The organism is Anaerolineae bacterium, from assembly GCA_013178015.1.
Taxonomy (GTDB): domain Bacteria; phylum Chloroflexota; class Anaerolineae; order DRVO01; family DRVO01; genus Ch71.
In genome coordinates this window covers 72269-90323 of record JABLXR010000017.1, presented here as the reverse complement: position 1 = coordinate 90323, position 18055 = coordinate 72269, and the positions used below count along the sequence as shown (strand labels likewise).

Genomic DNA, 18055 nt, shown 5'->3' with positions numbered 1-18055 from the left:
GCACGGATGAATGGGCCGAAGCTCCGGCCTGCCTGAAACAATGCCTCATAATGGCCGTTCTGTCACCTGCGTGGCATTACTCTGCCTGAGTCGGGGGCGAAGCTCGTCCTGGGAAGCGATGTAGATGCCGGCTAGAATCAGCACTGCTCCTACCGCCGTGGAGCCGGCGACGCCTTCCCCGAAGATAAGGTAGGCGAGCAGGCCGGAGCCGATGGGCTCGGCCATGGTGACCATGGCCACGTAGGTGGCGGAGATGTGGCGCAGGGCCCAGTTGAGGGCGGAATGGCCCACCAGCTGAGATACGAGGGCCATGCCCAGCACCCACCCGTAACCGCGAAGGCTGAATCCAAGCAGCGGCTGCCGGGCGACCAGCGCCAGAAGCAGCAGGGTGGCCGCCGACAGGGCGTACACCGCTGCGGTGTAGGCCACCAGGGAACGTCCCGCTCGCACCCGGCGCCCGATCATCAGGTAGCCGGCCATCATGACCGCGCCAAAGAGGGCCAGCACGTCGCCGAGGAGGTGCAGGCTGCCCCGGCCCAGGTCGCCCCAGCCGATGGCAATGCTGCCGACGACGGCAACGGCGATGCCCGCGATCGTCCCTGCCCCGGGCCGCTCCCCCAGCAGCAGCCACGAGCCCAGGCCCACGAACACCGGTCCGGTGGTGACCAGCACCACGGAGCTGGCCACCGAGGTGTAGCGCAGAGAGGCTATCCAGGTCGCGAAGTGGAAGCCCAGGAAGGCTCCGGCCCCGGCCAGCAGTACCCACTCCCGGCCAGAAACGCGCCCGATCTCCTCCCGCCGAGTGGCCCACGCATAGGGGGATAGCAGCGCCGACGCTAGGATCAGCCGCCAGGCGGCGATGGCCAGCGAGGGCATGCCCTCGCCCTGCGCCAGCCGGATGAAGATGGCGGCGAAGGATATGGCCACCACCCCCGCGCCTAGGCTCAGGGCCAGGCCTAACGATCGAGAACTGACCACCCTCACTGCCTCCCTCCATGGTCCGCCGCGATGACTAACCTGGATGGGCTACCTGTGCGTTCAGTGTGCATGCGTGTCTGGTAGGTATTGGTCCACCATCGCCCCCGGTCGTATACTAGTACGATATGACTTCTGGAGGAGGTGTCCAGCTGTTCTCAAGCCGCACCCTCAATGTCCGCCTCAGCAGGCTCCTGCTGTTGCTCGGCCTGCTGGTGTTCTCACTTCTAATCGTCTCCGTTAGCATGAATCAGGAGAGTGACGTTATGGCAGCCGAACCCAGGCCTGAGACGAACGCGCCGCCCATAGATAGAGCCCAGCCCGCACAGGTGAAGACGGCCACCTTCGCTCTGGGCTGATTCTGGGGTCCCGACTCCCGGTTCGGGAGTATGGCCGGAGTGGTCCGCACCCGCGTGGGCTACGCCGGCGGCACCAAGCCGAACCCCACCTACTATGACCTCGGCGATCACAGTGAGACGGTCCAGGTGGACTACGATCCCGAGCGCGTCAGCTTCGAGCAACTGCTGGATGTGTTCTGGAGCAGCCACAACCCTTCGCGCCGGCCGTGGTCACGCCAGTATGCCTCCATCGCCTTCTACCAGGACGAGGACCAGAAACGGGCGATCCTCGAGTCGAAGGAGGGGCTGGAGCGCGCCTCTGGAGAGGGAATCTACACCGAAGTGAAGCCACTGGACCACTTCTACCTAGCCGAGGGCTACCATCAGAAGTACTTCCTGCGCAACACGCCAGAGATCATGCGGGAGTTCCAGGCCATGTACCCCGACGAGGCCGATATCGTGGACTCCACTGCCGCCGCCCGAGCCAACGGATACCTGGGCGGGTATGGGGAGGTCGAAGTGCTGCGCCAAGAGCTAAGCAGCTATGGCCTCTCGCCCCAGGCCAACCAGGCTCTGCTGGCCCTGGTGGGGCGCCGGGCGCGATAGGCTGAAGCCCGTCCAGCTACGCACCTGACCGCGCCGCCCACCTTGACAGCGCGCGGCGCGGTCACTATCCTCAGCGCGCGCCGGCCTCCTGACCGGTGGGGGAGGCAGGCGCCAGGGATCCCCACTCCAAGGAAGAGTACCATGCCACCAGCCACGTTGCGCTGCAGGCGGGCATTCCTGATTCTCGCCGGGTTGGTGCCGGGGCACCTCCTGGCCGGCTGTGGTGGGAGCACACCGGATGCGGGTGTACAGGCCACTCAGGCCGCCCGCATCCGCGCCACCGCCTACCCGGAGATCGCTACCCCGACTCAGGGAGAGAGCAGCATGCCCGCGCCTAAGCAGTGGACCAGCCCGCCCCCGATGACCATCGACACGGCAAAGACCTACTTCGCCACTCTCAAGACGGAGAAGGGGGACATCCGGGTGGAGCTGTTCGCGGATTGGGCGCCTAAGACGGTCAACAACTTCGTCTTCCTGGCCCGCGAGGGCTTCTACGACAACACCACTTTCCACCGGGTGCTGGCGGACTTCATGGCCCAGGGGGGCGACCCGACCGGCACCGGGAGCGGCGGCCCCGGTTACCGCTTCGAGGATGAGATAGACCCCGGTCTTGCCTTCGATGAGCCCGGTCTGCTGGCCATGGCCAACGCCGGGGCCAACACTAACGGCAGCCAGTTCTTCATCACCTTCGTTCCCACGCCCTGGCTCAACGGGGCCCACACCATCTTCGGCAGAGTGGTGGAGGGGATGGATGTAGCTCTGTCCCTGCGGTTGCGGGATCCGCGCGAGAACCCCTCCTACCCGGGCGATACCCTCTTCACAGTGGAGATCGAGGAGGAGTAGGGCGCAGTCCAGCCTGCCCCCATCGAGTCCCGTCGGTGCGCGGGTGGTCAGGTGGGTCCAGAGCACCGGTCCAGCAGTCACTGCCCCGCTGCTAGCCACGGGGCTTGTGTCATGCTGAACGTAGTGAAGCATCTCCAGCCCACTCGAGAAGGCCTCTCAGATAGTCACTGCCCTGTCGCTAGCCACGGAGCTTGTGTCATGCTGAACGTAGTGAAGCATCTCCAGCCCACTCGAATAGGCGTCTAGGGATCACGGGAGATGCTTCACTTCGCGAACAGACGCTCCATGCAGCATAGCGACCCATAGTCGGCCGGTGTTCTAGCGGAACGCCTGGGCCAGTTCCCGCGTCAGCTGCAGGTACAGATCACCGTACTGCACGCTGGGCTCGACGTAGGTGCCCTCCACCCATTCGTTGAAGCTCTGGACCAGGAGCCAATCGGGGTTGCTGGCTACGGCAGCGTCGTAAGTGGCTCGGTAGAAGGCACCACCCTCGCGGTCACGGTACTGGGCCCCGGACGGCACCCGCACGTCGGATTTGCAGCCGGCGTGCCGGTCGTCGTAGCCGGGGGAGATGGTCCCCACCCAGAGCTTGGGCTGTCCGGCGGATGCCTCGGCCTGCCGGACGGCCTCGGCCCACCGGCCGGCCTTGAGGTAGGCGGCCGGGTCGCTGGCATGCGTTATCTTGTAGACGTAGAGCCCGTCGAAGACGGAAAGGTAAGACGGGTCCAGCCCCTCGGCGATCCACCAGGTGTCGCGGTGGGGATCCACCCGGTCGCGGATCTCTTGCCACGCTGCCTGCGGGCTCGAGCCCCCGGTGGGCACGCGGTACATGTCGGAGAAGAAGATCACCGGCTTGCCCTCCAGCCGGAGGAAGTTGGGGTGGGTCCCGTAGCTGGCGATGATGTGGCTGAGGGCGTCAGCCACGTTGTCCTTGGTGGGGGCCGGCGATCCGTGCCAGATGTGGCGCAAGAAGACCACCGAGGACTGGAAGCCCGTCCCCTGGGACTGCTCCAAGAGGCGCGACATGTTGGCGTCGGTCCGATCGCCGGGGGCGAACCAGTGCAGGAGGAACCCGTCTATGCCCGCTTCGATGGCCATGCGGACGTGCCGGCCGATGGCGCCCGGATCGTCTGAGTGATAGGGCTCCAGTGGCCGGTCGCCCCCGCTGATGTTGCAGCCGTCCCAGCTATCGGAGTCGTACCAGGCGAGATAGCTGGCCAGGACCAGCCGGGGAACCTGTGGGTGGGTCGCGGCAGGGGGCGGTGGAGGAGGGGCGGCCGGCTCGGCTGGGGGCTCACTGGGGGTTTCGGCCTGGGCGACGGTCTGTGGCTCGGGGGTGGCGGTGGCAGGTACTGCTTCTGCCGTGGCCGTCGCCGCCGCCTGGGCGGCCAGGGCCATCGCGGCCTGCTCCGTTGCTGCTTCGGCGGCCCTGCGCGCCTCCGCCCGGGAGGTGGCCTCGGCCTGAGTGGTGCTGGCCCGGCCGAAGGCAGCCTGTCTGGTCGCCTGGGCTTGAGCAGTGGCTGCCAGGGCGGCTACGGTCTCCCGGGCCCCAGAGGTGGCCCGATAGCGGGCCTGGGAAGTGGAGGCGGCCGCGGCTGCCGGGCGGTCCGGCGTCGGCAGCGAGGTGGTCGTTGGGGCTGTGGGGGCGGTGCCGCCCGGGGGCGAAGGCTCCACCTGGGGCAAGGCCGGAGGGGCCGCCGGGGTCGCCTGGGCCTGATGGGCGCTGGACAGGGCGAGCAGGAGGGTGAAGGTAAGGGCGAAGACGGCGACGGTCAGTGGGCCGGTGGCGGGAGCGCCGCTGGGCAGACGGGGCATAAGCTCCTCTGAGTCTGTCGGTCAGGGGCCGGAGTATACCCGAGGCCACCGGCAAGGGGAAGCCTAAGCAGCCTCCGTCTGGGTATGGAGGAGCTACGCGTAGAGGCTGCTCGGGGTGAGCTGGTCCGAACTGAGAGGAGCGAGGGAGCGGTGGAGGAAGTGCCCGCTTCTGCTTGTGTACACGGCCGCTGCCCAGGCTGGTGGGCCCAGGCCATCGGGGGGCGACACCAGGGTCGCGCCCCGATGGCAGCGATTGTGCCTCTCCGATGTGCCCGCCAGCGCTCTGCCGGTCACCGCTGTCGGGTTACGAGCGGCAAGAAGGTCATGGTGACTTGGGACTCGGCCGCGGTTGCGCTGGCCATCCGTATGGGCGCCGCGCCGGGCAGGTCCTTGTTGTGGAGCCAGAGGTTCCAGATGGTGTCCCCCCAGCCCCGGAGGTGGGAGAAGAACCCATCCGTGCTCACGATGTAAGGAGGGTCGCCGCCGGCGCCGGTGCCCACCAGCGTGGTGGCGGTGCCATTGATCTCGTCGCGCAGGAACTCGACGTACTCGCGGGTAGTGGTCTGGTAGAACAGCGTCACCTCCACACTAGTGGCGTTCAGAGGCAGACCGGTCACCAGAACGTCATCGTAGCCGCCCGCGTACTCGTCCACCGTGAAGTAGTTCAAGGCGGAGACGCCGTTGTAGACAGGGTCGGCCAAGCGTGCTGCCGAGCTGGCGACGTCGAAACCTGCTGGCGGGATGCGGTTGTCCTTGTAGCGGCCGGTGGTCAGGGCGAAGTGGAACGTCCGCGCCTCGCCGGTCAGGGAACTGCTGCCTTTGGCTTCGTACACCAGCCTGTCCTCGTACCTCTCATCGGCCTGCAGAGCAGGGCTGCTGGCGACGCCAGGCAGACCTTTGAGCGTACCCACGGTGTAGTCGTAGGGATTGATCTCATAAACCGGAATGGGCAGGGCGATCTTGGCGGTATCGAATACCCTGATGTTGACGAACATGCGGCGTCCCTCGGGGTAGCCGGTGAGTAGCTTGTGGCCGGTGTGGTTCCGGATGCGGAACGAGAGAGTACCCATGTTGCGGTAGTAGACTACGTCTTCCAAAGACGCGGCCACCTGGAGCTGTTGCCTGGCACGACCGGCGCCGGCTTGTAGAGCTACCCAGTTCAACGGCGCTCCCTGGGTCAGGTCGAGCGTCAAGACCTGCGGCCCCTGTCCCAGCAGGCTAGCGTTCGTGGCGTCGTAGCTGGCCGACCCGGAAACCACGCTGGCGAGGATGCTGGCCACCCAGGCGCCACCTCCGGTCATGTCGTGGACGGGCAGGCCGCTATTCGGGTGCTCGGTGCTGTCAGTGGGCCGGGTCAGAGAGGTGGAAGTAGCATACCCCTCCGCATCGCGCATGTGGCAGTCCTGACAGGAGGCGATCAGGTCACCCGGTTGGGCGGTGTTGATCGAGCCGGGGGCGAAGTAGCCACTGCCCGCGGCACCGCCGGGCTGACCGAATGCCGACAGGGCGAACTCGGAGAAGGTCCGCTCAGCGTGGGCGTAGGCGAACGCTGACTGCGTCTCTGCCGGAAGTGCGTTGCTTGGGTCGGCGCCCTGGTTGGCCAGAACCGGGTTGGACACGTCGTGGCACGTGCCACAGAAGTACCTGCTCTTGTGGAACCGGCTGTAGAGACTACCATGCCCCGCCACGGCATCGGCGAAAGACGCGCGATAGCTGGGCGCTGCTGAGACGAACATCTGCCCAGAGCCGGCCTCAGTGTAGCCTGCGGGGGGCATGTACGCTGGGTCGTAGAACGGCGATCCGTTGAACATCTGAACCGTGGTCGACTCCGCGCGATCCTGCACGAGAGTGGTGGAGAGCGCCGTGTGAGAGGCGGTGGTGGCCTCATCCCAGTAGACGCCCTCTGGGATGGTTCCTCGCTCGCGCGCGCCGTTGAAGGTGGCCTGGAAGAAGGGGTCGTACATGCGGTGGCAGAGATCGCAGCTCACGCCTTCCCAGTCGGGGCCCATGAAGTTGATGCCGTTGGGCGGGTCGGAGTGGCCCCGCAGCCACCCCATCGGGAAGTGACAGCGCTCGCACAGATCTACGGCGTTGGGGTTGCCGAAAGCCCAAATGGAATCCTGGGCGGCCACCACCATGCTGGCCAGGAAGAGGGGGTCCCGCGCAGACTGAGACATAAGCGAGCCCTGCCAGTTGAACCCGATCTCGAACGATGGGAGCCCGTAGTTGAAGTGGCAGGTGCAACTCGTTGCCGACTGGAATGTGATCGCCCCGTTCGGTTGCGTGCCCGGCATTCTCACGCTGGGGTCCAGAGCGATGGCCTCGGGAGTCCAGGCATTGGCAGATGAGGTACAGATCAGCAAGAGAACAACCACAGACGCTAACGCTGGCGGCCTGACCCTGCTCATGGCAGTCACCTCCTAACGGTCAAGATCAACGGCCTAAGATCTCAGACGCTCTGGCACCAACGCCACGGCGGCCGCCACAATCGGCTGCCTTCGCTTTGCCTCGCCCCGAGGGCCGTGGCGCAGGAAGGCCAGGGCCCAGCGGCGAGGTGCCGGCGACTGGCTCAGGTGAATGGCAGTGCTGGCCGGCTACATACGGGCAGGAGCGGTGGGAGAGGCACGCCACACCTGCTGCGCGTCGTAAGCTGGTAAGCTACACGATCTCCCTTCGGGGAGCGGGGCATAGCCTCGAGAACAGCTTAGCACGGTGCCCCCCGGGCCTGCTGGCCAGTGCAGGGGTCGCCAGCCTAGCCGCCGGTTTTCCTCTCCGGCCCGGCGTGGCCCTAGTCTAGAGGGCGGCCACACGGCCGTCAAGCAGGAGACGGGAGCCGAACCAGCCCACTGGTTGGGCTCGAACCCCGATCACTGATCGTAGCGCGTCCTGCTTTGGTCTGCGGCTGTTTTGGGGCGCCCGGGCAGCGGGGAACCTGGCAGAACCGAGTGCGTGCCTATGAGGTCGCAACTGATTCCACCTGCCGCCGGTGGCTTCCACCCGTTGTCGTCTCCGAGGCAGGGCCGATTCCCCCATGAGGACGATTGGCAGGAGGGGGGCCAGGCTCCTAGGGCCAGGCAGTCTGTGCCTTGTCCTCCGGGGCGCGTTCGGACCGTTACACGCGGGGGGCGAGGACGCCTGAGGAGTGCAGTGGCTGCATACTAGAGCGGGTAAGGCGCGAATGCGGTTGATGCGCATACGGGTCGGGCCTATAATGCCGGCCGAGATGGCGCAGTTGTAGCTTCGCAGGAGGATGACAATGGACTACGGCAAGCCGTTCACTTTCATGTTTGAGGACCGAGAGTGGGTAGCGAAGATACTCATCGGAGCATTATTTGCCCTCTTGAGCATCGTTCTCATCGGCATTCCCTTCGTGTTGGGCTACGCTTTGGAGGTGATCCGGCGAGTGGCTGCGGGCAGGGAGGACGTCCTGCCGGCCTGGGACGACCTGGGGGACAAGTTCGTCCAGGGCCTGATCCTGGTGGTCATCCTCTTCATCTTCTACCTGCCTGCGACGCTGCTGGGCTCCTGCTCTAGCATCTTCCTGAGCAGCCTGGCCGATGCAGGGCGGAGCAACGTCGGTGGTACCGTCTTCGGGCTGCTGCTGGCCCTGGTCAATCTGCTGGTGGGCCTGTACGGCTTTCTCATTGGCCTGCTGATCCCTGCCATCAGCATCCGGTACGCCATGACCCGCGATTTCGGGGCTACCTTCAACCTGAGTGCCCTCTGGCAGGTCGTGAGCGCCGACCTGGGCAACTACGTGCTGGTGTTGCTGGTGGGTTGGGTGGCCGGAGTGATCGCCAGCCTGGGCGTCATCGCCTGCATCATCGGAGTGTTCGTGACCGGGTTCTGGTCTATGCTGGTGCAGGGACACCTGTACGGGCAGTACTACCGCAACTTCGTCTCGCGGGTGCCGCCAATGCCCGCCGAGCCGACCGCGCCCGCTTTCTAGTTTCCCCTTTCGAACCGGTGGGCCGAGGGCGAGCCGATGGTGCTCGCCCTCGCTGTTCCCTTGGGCTCGCACCTTGCCTGGCCGGTGCCGGCGGGCAGGTGGTTCCCGCTGCCGAGGCCGGGGATCGCCGGTGAGGGAGCGAGGGGTTGATGGACCGACCCGGCTCCACTACTATCGGCAACCAGAAGCGCGCATGCAGTGACGCCCACTGGCAAGCAGGGGGGTGCAGACATGGACTACGGCAAAGCCTTCACTTTCGCATTCGAGGACCGCAACTGGGTAGGCAAGATACTCATCGGGGCCCTGTTCACCCTCCTGAGCTTCTTCCTCATCGGGCTTCCCTTCGTCATGGGCTACTTCCTAGAGGTGGTCCGACGGGTGGCGGCCGGGCGCGCCGACGTCTTGCCCGAGTGGGATCGGCTGGGAGACAAGTTCGCCGAGGGCCTGATAGTGACCATCATCCTGATCATCCTGGCCATACCCATGACCCTGTTCAGCTGTCTGTGGTCGGTGCTGGGACCGGCCCTGGACCAGGCCGGCCCGCGGACGGGCTTGCTGCTACTCCTGCTCATGCTGGCGGCGATCGGGCTCTTCCTGCTCTTCGCCCTCCTTTACACGGTGGTGACCCCAGCAGTCATCATGCGCTACGCTATGACCCGCAGCTTTGGTGCCTCCCTGAACCCCGCGGCAGTGTGGGACGTCATTCGGGCCCACTTCGGGCACTACGTCCTGGTGATCATCCTCTCGTACGTCGCCGCGGGCATCGCCTTCTTCGGGGTCATCCTCTGCCTGATCGGGGTCCTGGCCACCCTGTTCTGGGCGTATCTGGTACAGGCTCACCTGTACGGCCAGTATTACCGCAACTTCGTCTCGGCGCCACCCGCGTCGCCCGTGCCCGCCGCTGTCTAGCGTAAGGCAGGGGTCCAGATCCGTGGCACGGCGGAGCGCTCCACTGCACGACTGGGCACTCCCTTCGCCGGGCAGGGGTGTGCCTGCGGCGAGCCGGCCCGCACGGCCCTGTGCGGGCTCGAATCGCGCTTGCGGCCCCCACCCACCGGGCGCGATTGCTCTCTCGGGCTGCCCGAAGGCCGCTCCATGACGATGGGCCCGGACGCCGAATCGGACCGGCTGCGGCCTTCCCTGCGAGGGCTCTTGACCTTTCCTTTCGCCGACCCGGGCTGGGCAGCCAAGGCGACGGTCGGTGGGCTGCTCACCCTGGGGGCGCCCCTGGTCGTGCCCGGTCTGCTGGTCCTGGGCTACCTGGTGGAGGTGACCCGGCTGGCGGTAAGGGGTTCGGCGGCCGGGTTGCCCAAATGGCGCCCGTTGGGGGCCCGTCTGAGGGACGGCTGGCGGCTGGGGCTGGCGGGTGCGGCGCTGGGTTGGCCTTCGCTTCTGGCGCTGAGCACGCTGGCGGTGGGGCCGCTGATCTTTGGGGGGCCGCTGGAAGGCAGCCCGGTGGCGGGGCTGCTGGCCTCAGCGGCGCTGATGCTGCAGCCTCTAGGCCTGCTCTGGTTCCTGCTGCTGGTCCTGCTGGGCCCGGTGCTGCTCATCCAGGCGGCCACTGGCTCCGTCTCGCCCCTGGCCGTGCTGCGGCGGGCCCGGGCGGAGGTGGGGCCGCTGGTGCGGCTGTGGCTGCGGCAGGCGGCGCTCCTGGGCCTGGCCGGATCGGGGGTGCTAGTGGCCGGGGTGGGCCTGGCCTTCACCCTATTTTGGGCCCTGCTGGGCGTGGCCAGGCTGTCGGCGGAGCTGGGTCGGCTGCCGGTGGAAGGCTGACCTTGCCGACGGTGACGGCGGGCAAGGGGCGGGTTAGCCCATCGCCGACGCCGAGCAGGAGCCAGCCGAGCTCCGGGTCAGGGCGCTAGGCTCGGGCATGGAATTGGGGCAACCACTCCGCGTTCGCTTCCAGGGAGCGCTCCAGGATGTCGCGGGCGACCGGTAGCGAGGCGATCTGGGCGTCCAGCAGGAGGCCCCTGAGCGCCAGGGCCCGATCGCCGGAGAGGGCGGCGTCCACCAGCAGTTCCTGCTGCACGGAGCGGCCGGCCAGCAGGTGGGCCAGGGGCTGCGGCAGCGGGCCCACCTTGAGCCCCCGCACCCCATCCTGCCCCACCCAGGCTGGCACCTCCACGATGGCCTCGTGGGGCAAGTTGTCTATCAGACCGCGGTTGGGGAGGTTCACCACCTGACGGGAGGGCGCCTCCGTCCCCGCCAGGGCGGCGATGATCTCCACGGCGCTCTCCCCCGAGGGAGCCAGGAGGTCGTCCACCGGACGCCGGCCCTCAGCGCGTTCCCATCGTTCCCGCCAACGGGCTCGGTATTGCTCCTCGGTGGTGTGTCGGATGGACAGCCCATAATCGGCGCCCCCTCGTGTCTCCCGGGTAAGGAAGTAGGGGAAGAACTCGGCGATGTGGTCCTCCGTGCCCAGGGGCCAGAGGCCGAAGGCGGCATACACTTCTCGGGAGACGGGCACCTGGGCGAGGAGGGGGGCGCCCTCAGGGGAGTGAAGCCGCTCCAGGGCCCGAGGAAGGACGTCCTCGCCCCGATGGTGGACCGAGAGGGCGAAGGTCAGGTGGTTGATCCCGGCGGGGGTCACCGTAAGCTCGTCTTCGGGCATGTCCAGGGCGGCGGTCAGCAGGGGCAGGGAGAGGCGCCAGGCCTCACAGAGGCCGACCACCGTGAGCCCGGCTTCCCGTACCATGGCTCGGCATACGGCCGACAGAGGGTTGGCCAGGTTGAGGACGATGGCCCTCGGGCACAGCTCGGCCACGTCGCGGGCGATGGCCACGGCCTGGGGCACCACCCGCAACCCCCGCGTGAATCCGGCCGGCCCCACCGTCTGAGAGGTGGGCTGGTAGATGCCGTATTCCTCGGCAATGGCAACGTCCCGCTCTCGGGCCCAGGGCTCGCCCACCGAGATGGAGTGGAGCACGAAGTGGCTGCCGGCGAGGAGGGCGCGCCGGTCGGTACTGGGCTCGATGGCCAGGTCGGCACCGGCTCGCTCCACCATCCGGGCAGCGATGCGGGCGGAGAGGTCGAGAGCCTTCTCGTCCACATCTACCAGGGCCACAGTGCTGCCGGCCAGCGCCGGCTGTCGGATGAGGTCCGACACCACGTGGAAGGTGAAGGCCGAGCCGGCACCGATGAGAGTCAGCTTGAGCGAAGGCATTGCCAGTCTCCTTTGATGGTGCCGATTGGAGGAACACCCTCACGCCCAGACGCCAAGGTGCAAGGACCGCAACACCGAGGCGCCTTGGCGGGGGGATTGTAGCGCCAGTGCATGCGCTTGTCTTCCTGACTGGACCGGTAGCAACGGGGTGTCCGAACCGGGGTTCCATTGTGTGAGCGGGCGCCATTGTTTAGTATGGAGCCATGAGTGAGGAGAACGGTGGCGCCGATCTGTCCGATGCGGAGGTGATCGAGCGAGCCAAGACCGACCCGGAGGCGTTTGGGCTCCTCTACGAGCGTTTCGTAGCGCGCATCTACAACTACGTCTACTACCGGGTCGGCAATCGCCACGACGCCGAGGACATCACTGCCAGGACGTTCCAACGGGCCCTGGCCAACGTGAGGACTTTCGAGTCCCGCGGGGTGCCCATCTCGGCCTGGTTCTACCGTATCGCGCACAACCTGGTGGCCAACTTCCACCGGGACCGATCCCGCCGTCAGACGATATCGCTGGAGAGCCTGGTCAGCCAGCGGGCCGACGTGGAATCGCCCTCGGCGGCGGCGGAGAGAGGAGAGCGGGCTCAGGCGTTACTGCGAGCCATCCGGGAGTTGCCGGAGGATCGTCAGCAACTGGTGATACTGAAGTTCAACGAGCACCTTTCCAATGCCGAGATCGGCGAGGTGCTGGGCCGAAGCGAGAGTGCCATCAAATCGCTGTACCACCGCACACTACTGGCTCTACGGAAAAGCCTCGAGGAGCAGGGGTTCTTCTCCGAAGACGGGGACTAGGGAAGTCCCGGAGGTATGGGCATGAGGCTCTGGAGTTTCATCAGCGACAGGCAGCGGTTCATGGAGCGCCGAGAGGCGAACCTGCTCGACGAGCATGCCCACGCCCTTACTGCGGGGGACATGCAGCGGGCGCAGCAGCTGCGAGACGAGCAGGCGCCCGGCTTGGCGGCTCTGATGGACCTGGCAGCAGAGCTGGCGCTAGTGCTCCGTCCTCTGCCGATCACGGAAGAGACGCGCGCCCGGATCAGGCGGCGAATGGAATGGGCCCACCCAGAGACTAGGACGGAGCGCCTGGCTTCGGTGGTTCGGGGCCACGGCAGAGAGGCCGTGCTGGGAGCGGCCATCGTGGGCACGGCGGCCCTGTCATTGGGCCGGGTGGCCCTGTACTACCACCGCAAGCGTCAGGAGGAGTAGGGGACGCGGAGACACGGAGACACGGAGACACGGAGACGGGGAGAGGGGGAGACAGGGAGACGCGGGGCTTGTGGGCGTCTCCCTGTCTCCGTGTCTCCGCGTCTCCCCCTCTCCCTGTCTCCCTGTCTCCCCCTCTCAGTACGTTCCGTACTGGCGGAGCGCCTCGATCATGGCCCGGTAGTTCTCTGGTCGAACCATGGAGTGGATGGAGTTGCTGGAGCAGAGGATATAGCCACCCCCTGGCATCATCTCCTCTAGCCGGCGCTTCACTTCCGCCGCCACCTGCTCTGGAGCCCAGTCGCTCAGCACCTCTCCGCAGTTGATGCCTCCGCATACGGCTATGCGGCCCCCGTAGCGCTCCTTCACCACCTTCATGTCCATGCCGGCGGCTGCGTCTAGGGGGTGGAGGGCGTCTATCCCGGTGTCCACTATCATGTCCAGCAGGGGCTCTATCATGCCGCAGGTGTGCTTGATCACCCGCGCGCCTCTGTCCTGGGCTGCCCGCACCACTGTGCGTAGCCCGGGGAGCAGGAACTCCTCGAAGGACTTGGGGCTCATGAGAGGGCCGGTAGTAGCGGCGTAATCGTCTCCGAAGAGGATGAAGTCGGCCCCCAGGCTGGTGGCCCGCTCGATCATGCCCAGGGTGTGCTCCACCGACAGGTCCACCAGGGCTCGGACCAAGTCCGGATCCAGGTGCAGGGCCATCAGGAGCTTGTCCATGCCCATGAGGTAGGTGGGATAGCTGAAGGAGTCGTGCAAGTGGACGCCTACGGCCCGGCGCCCTCCGAATCGGGCCACCAGTTCCTCCAGCTGCCGCAGTCGGCCGGGGGCCCAGGGATCGGGAGGTCGGTAGGAGCGCAGGTCCTCCAGGGTGGCGATGGGCCCCCTTGCGGGCATGGGCACCACCTCCTTCCCCAGCCGGCGCTCCACTCCCCACTCGTCGCGGATGATGCCTCGCTCGGGATCAACGACGGTGCGGCCATAGAGAGAGGAGGGAGTGCCGGTCATGGCCGCCTCGATATCCATGTAGTCCACGAAATCGGCGTAGGAGCAGCCCGGGCAGAGGGCCTCGATCACGTCCGGGTGGATCAGGATCTCGAAGGTAGGCACGCGGTCCGGCTGTCGTCCTTCCAGCACGGCCATGAAGCGTTCTCTGGGGTTCATGCTCAGCTCCTGCAGGGGCCGGAGACGGGCACTGGCTCCGGGGAATGAGAAAGGCGCGGGGGTGGGCCCGCGCCTTCAGTGCTATCCGACGAATGTGGGGCGGCCCCTTACGCCGTCTCTCGCAGCCAGTCCACCGGTCTCTCGGACTGAGTCAGCAGAAGCGGCGGGTTGGCCAGCAGCACGGTATCGGCGCTGACGATGCACTTGCGCACGTCTTTGCGGGAGGGAATCTCGTACATGACGTCCAGCAGGATCTCCTCCACGATGGTGCGCAGCCCCCGAGCTCCCGTCTTGCGCTCAAGCGCCTTGTCGGCGATGGCGGCTAGGGCATCGTCGGTGAATACCAACTCGACGTCGTCCATGGCGAAGAGGCGCTGGTACTGCTTGAGCAGGGCATCCTTGGGCTGGGTCAGGATCTCGATCAGGGTGTCTCGGTCCAAGGGGTCAACGCTGACGACGACAGGCAGCCGCCCCACGAACTCCGGAATGAGGCCGAACTCGAGAAGGTCGTCTGGGGTGACTTGGCGCAGCAGTTCGCCCAGCTCAGCGTTGCGGCTACGGCGCTCGGCGTCGCCCTTGGGAAAGCCCACCCGACCCTTGCTACCGACTCGCCGAGCCACGATCTCGTCCAGGTTGTCGAAGGCGCCGCCCACGATGAACAGGATCTTGGACGTATTAATCTGGAGGAACTCCTGGTGGGGGTGCTTCCTCCCTCCCTGGGGTGGCACGTTGGCGACGGTGCCCTCGATGATCTTGAGGAGGGCTTGTTGCACTCCCTCGCCCGACACGTCCCGGGTGATGGAGGGGTTGTCGCCCGTCTTGCGGGCGATCTTGTCTATCTCGTCTATGTAGACGATGCCCTTCTCCGCCCGGGCGATGTCGAAATCGGCCACCTGGATGAGGCGGAGGAGGATGTTCTCCACATCCTCGCCCACGTACCCCGCCTCGGTGAGCGAAGTGGCGTCGGCGATGCAGAAGGGGACGTTCAGGATGCGGGCCAGAGTCTGGGCCAGGAGGGTCTTACCGCAGCCGGTGGGCCCGATAAGCAGGATGTTGCTCTTCTGGAGCTCAACGCCGTCCCCCTGGTCTTCCGAGGTGATGCGCTTGTAGTGGTTGTAGACGGCGACGGAGAGCACTTTCTTGGCCCGGTCCTGCCCCACGACGTAGTCGTTGATGCGCCGGTAGATCTCCTTGGGGGAGAGAAGCTGCAGGCCCTGGGTGGTCTCCTTCCTGGCCCCCCGCTCCTCCTCCAGGATCTCGCGGCAGAGCTCGACGCACTCGTCGCAGATGAAGACGCCATCAGGGCCGGCGATGAGCCGGCTGACCTGGTCCTGGCGCCTGCCACAGAAGGAGCAGAATTGCATGCTTCTAGCGTTGCTCATCGCTTTCTTCCTCTGGCGGCTTCCGCTTCTGGCCAACGGTCTTGAGCAGTTCCAGTTTCTTGTCGTTCATGGCCAGGATCTGATCCACTATGCCGTACTGAACGGCCTCCTCCGCGGTCATGAATCGGTCCCGCTGAAAGTCCATCGAGATCTGCTCGACAGACTGCCCGGTGTGCCGGGCGAGGATCTCATATAGTCGGGCCTGCATGCGCAACAACTCCTTGGCCGCGATCTCCACGTCGGGTGCGTAGCCTCTCGCGCCGCCGCCCGCCGGGTGCATGTGCACGGTGGCATTGGGCAGGGCATAGCGAAGGCCTTTGGTGCCCGCGGCCAGGATGAGGGTGCCCAGGCTGGCCGTCCAGCCCACGGCTATGGTGCTGACAGGGGCCTCGATGATCTGCATGGTGTCGTACATGGCCAGCCCCGGGTAGATCTCGCCCCCAGGGGAGTTGATGTAGATGGAGATCTCCCTCTCCGGGTCCTCCCGGTTCAAGTAAAGCAACTGGGCCACGACCAGGTTCGACACCTGGTCATTGATGGGCGTACCGAGGAAGATGATGCGCTCGCGCAACAACAGTGAGTAGATGTCGTAGGCGCGCTCCCCCCGACCGGTGGTCTCGATAACCATGGGAACTAGGTTGTGCATGCTAGCCTTCCTCTGGCATTGGAGTCTCTTCTTCCTCACCCTCGCTCGCTTCGATGACCTGGACCGGAGGCGCCGGCATCTCTTCCAGGGGCAGAGCTTCCTCAGGAGGCTCCGGTTCCCCGGTTACGATGCTGATGAGGCGGCGCATGGCTCGGTTGAAGACCAGGCTGTTGGCCAGGCGCAGACGGTATGCCGGACTACGGAGGATGGTCTCGAGAGCGGGGTCGCCCTGAGCCAAGTCGCGCACCGCGCGCTCGACGCGCGCCGTCAACTCCTCCTCGGTGGCCTGGATGCCCTCCTCCCGGATGAACTGGCGCAGGGCCAGCCCCTCCCTCACGTTCCTCTCCGCTGCCTGCCGCATAGACAGGCGTTGCTCCTCGCGCGAACGGCCCGCAGCCCGGTACCAGGCGTCAGGGCTGATGCGCCGAGAGCGAAGATTCTGCTCGAAGGCCTCCATCATCCGGTCCAGCTCGTCTTCCACGGCGGCTTGGGGATACCTGATGGAGGCCGCTTCCGTTAGCGCTTCCACCGCCCGCTGTCGCAGAGACTCCTCCGCCTTTCTCGTAGCCTCCGCTTCCAGCTTCTGCCTGAGCTCGCGCCTAAGGCTTTCGAGGTCATCGTAGTCGCCTACTATCACGGCGAACTCGTCGTTGACCTCGGGGAGCACCTCTACCTGAGTCTCATTCAACTCTACCACGACGTGCGCCTTCTTGCCTGCTACCGCCGCCTCGCGGTAGTCCACGGGGAAGACGGTGTCGAACTCTACCACGTCGCCCACTACCGCCCCCACCAGATGCTCAGACAGCCCAGGCAGGCTCTCCTCCTCCGGTGTGGACACCTGGGCCTGGAAGTCTTCGTTCTCCTCTGTGGGGCCGTCCTCCACCTGCACCTGCAGCCGGCCGGTGATGATGTCACCGATCTGTAAGGGGCGCTCTATCGGCTCCAGGCGAGCCCTGGCCTTGCGCAACTCCTCGATGGCGCGGTCGATGTCCTCGTCTGATATCTCGACGGGCTCCCTCTCTAGGTGGATGGAACGATAGTCGCCTAGCTCCACTTGGGGTTCCAGAGGGATGGCCACACTGACGCGAGGGGGGTTGATCTGCATGTCGGTGAGCTGGGGCCGACCGTAGGGCTCGATCTCCTGCTCTTCCATGGCCCTGGCTACCAGGTCCGGAGCCAGTTCCTCGAGCGCCTCTTGGGTAAGGTACTCCTCGCCCACCAGCCGCACGACTACGTCGTACGGTGCTTTGCCCTTGCGGAAGCCGGGGATCTGAAGGCGGCGTGAGGCTTCCCGCGCCGCCTTCTGTAGGGCCGGGCGCATCGTCTCTTCGTCAACTTCTATAGTGAGGTTGGCAACACGTTCCTCAGTCTGCTCGGTGGTAACCTTCAACTGGTGTCGCTCCTGGCGGGTTTCCTGGGAGATTATAGCACCGGCTTCTTTGGGGCCACAAAGGCCCGCCCTCAGCCGCTGCCTTGCGACTGGTCCCCGCTACGCCTCCCGCTCAGGTACTGATGTGCGGTCTGGGCCGTGCCCCACGGCCATCGTGTCTTGCTTCCGAATCCCACCAACAGGAGGAGTTCACCCGCCCACCCGCGAGCGGCTTGCGCCTGGGGGCGCTCACTCCTCGTCGGGAGAGAGAGGCCACGGCTTGAGGATGCAGCCGCTCTCCGCCGGCTGCGCTCCGAGAGGCACGCGCCCGTGTCTAGCCCTGGCAGCCCGAGGAGTTCGCCCGCCCATGCGCGAGCGGTCCGCGCCTGGGGGCGCTCACTCCTCGTGGGGAGAGAGGGGCCACGGCTGAATGACGCGATCGGCCGGTGAGGCTTTGACGGAACCCATGAGCCACTGTAGGATAGCCGGTGTGGTGCTTTGGGCACCGACCCGGGTGCTCTAGCTGGGTCGCCCAATCGTCAGCGACGCTGTTCGTTGTCCGAAAGCCTCACTCCTCTGGGCGTCCGCTCCGCTCCGGGCCCA

14 protein-coding genes and 1 pseudogene are annotated in these 18055 nt (G+C 66.2%); 7 read left to right on the top strand and 8 right to left on the bottom strand.

The features are described 5' to 3' along the window. Positions 1 to 45: 45 nt before the first annotated feature. Positions 46 to 942, bottom strand: a pseudogene (locus tag HPY83_08380) (DMT family transporter). A 299-nt stretch (positions 943 to 1241) separates the two neighbouring features. Here HPY83_08380 and msrA point away from each other — a divergent pair. Together msrA and HPY83_08370 are read left to right on the top strand one after the other, a co-directional pair. Next, positions 1242 to 1919 carry a peptide-methionine (S)-S-oxide reductase MsrA gene (gene msrA, locus HPY83_08375; GenBank protein ID NPV07963.1) on the top strand — a complete coding sequence of 226 codons (678 nt, stop codon included), beginning with the start codon at positions 1242 to 1244 and terminating at the stop codon, positions 1917 to 1919. 324 nt (positions 1920 to 2243) lie between these two features. Next, the gene (locus HPY83_08370) at positions 2244 to 2762 is read left to right on the top strand and encodes a peptidylprolyl isomerase (protein ID NPV07962.1); all 519 of its coding nucleotides are present in this window, start codon (positions 2244 to 2246) and stop codon (positions 2760 to 2762) included. A 318-nt stretch (positions 2763 to 3080) separates the two neighbouring features. Here the strand turns inward: HPY83_08370 and HPY83_08365 are convergent, their stop codons facing one another. Next, complete coding sequence (locus HPY83_08365) at positions 3081 to 4577, bottom strand: hypothetical protein (GenBank protein ID NPV07961.1); 1497 nt, start codon at positions 4575 to 4577, stop codon at positions 3081 to 3083. Positions 4578 to 4867: 290 nt separating this feature from the next. Then, on the bottom strand, positions 4868 to 6985 hold the full coding sequence (locus tag HPY83_08360) for a hypothetical protein (protein ID NPV07960.1): 2118 nt from the start codon (positions 6983 to 6985) through the stop codon (positions 4868 to 4870). 848 nt (positions 6986 to 7833) lie between these two features. On the opposite strand from HPY83_08360, the gene HPY83_08355 reads away from it, so the two are divergent. The 3 genes from HPY83_08355 to HPY83_08345 all read left to right on the top strand — a co-directional run bounded on the left by HPY83_08355 (position 7834) and on the right by HPY83_08345 (position 10299). Further along, the gene (locus HPY83_08355) at positions 7834 to 8526 is read left to right on the top strand and encodes a DUF4013 domain-containing protein (protein NPV07959.1); all 693 of its coding nucleotides are present in this window, start codon (positions 7834 to 7836) and stop codon (positions 8524 to 8526) included. Positions 8527 to 8757: 231 nt separating this feature from the next. After that, the gene (locus HPY83_08350; GenBank protein NPV07958.1) at positions 8758 to 9435 is read left to right on the top strand and encodes a DUF4013 domain-containing protein; all 678 of its coding nucleotides are present in this window, start codon (positions 8758 to 8760) and stop codon (positions 9433 to 9435) included. A gap of 186 nt (positions 9436 to 9621) precedes the next feature. After that, positions 9622 to 10299: a DUF4013 domain-containing protein gene (locus HPY83_08345; protein NPV07957.1), complete on the top strand. Its 678-nt coding sequence runs from the start codon at positions 9622 to 9624 to the stop codon at positions 10297 to 10299. An 85-nt stretch (positions 10300 to 10384) separates the two neighbouring features. Here the strand turns inward: HPY83_08345 and HPY83_08340 are convergent, their stop codons facing one another. Continuing rightward, positions 10385 to 11689, bottom strand: coding sequence for a hypothetical protein (locus HPY83_08340; GenBank protein NPV07956.1), 1305 nt, complete (start codon positions 11687 to 11689; stop codon positions 10385 to 10387). Between the two features lie 203 nt (positions 11690 to 11892). Here HPY83_08340 and HPY83_08335 point away from each other — a divergent pair, with 203 nt between their 5' ends. Both HPY83_08335 and HPY83_08330 read left to right on the top strand, forming a co-directional pair. Then, a complete protein-coding gene (locus HPY83_08335; GenBank protein ID NPV07955.1) occupies positions 11893 to 12477 on the top strand; it encodes a sigma-70 family RNA polymerase sigma factor in 585 nt (194 codons plus the stop codon). Positions 12478 to 12498: 21 nt separating this feature from the next. Further along, entirely contained in the window at positions 12499 to 12891 is a 393-nt protein-coding gene (locus HPY83_08330; protein NPV07954.1) for a hypothetical protein, read from the top strand. Positions 12892 to 13026: 135 nt separating this feature from the next. Here the strand turns inward: HPY83_08330 and HPY83_08325 are convergent, their stop codons facing one another. The 4 genes from HPY83_08325 to tig form a co-directional block, all read right to left on the bottom strand. Next, positions 13027 to 14055: a hypothetical protein gene (locus HPY83_08325; protein ID NPV07953.1), complete on the bottom strand. Its 1029-nt coding sequence runs from the start codon at positions 14053 to 14055 to the stop codon at positions 13027 to 13029. Between the two features lie 107 nt (positions 14056 to 14162). Next, positions 14163 to 15437, bottom strand: coding sequence for an ATP-dependent Clp protease ATP-binding subunit ClpX (gene clpX, locus HPY83_08320; GenBank protein ID NPV07952.1), 1275 nt, complete (start codon positions 15435 to 15437; stop codon positions 14163 to 14165). Further along, on the bottom strand, positions 15424 to 16083 hold the full coding sequence (locus HPY83_08315; protein ID NPV07951.1) for an ATP-dependent Clp protease proteolytic subunit: 660 nt from the start codon (positions 16081 to 16083) through the stop codon (positions 15424 to 15426). The genes clpX and HPY83_08315 overlap by 14 nt, the downstream gene beginning before the upstream one ends. A gap of 1 nt (position 16084) precedes the next feature. After that, on the bottom strand, positions 16085 to 17473 hold the full coding sequence (gene tig / locus HPY83_08310; protein ID NPV07950.1) for a trigger factor: 1389 nt from the start codon (positions 17471 to 17473) through the stop codon (positions 16085 to 16087). Positions 17474 to 18055: the final 582 nt, after the last annotated feature.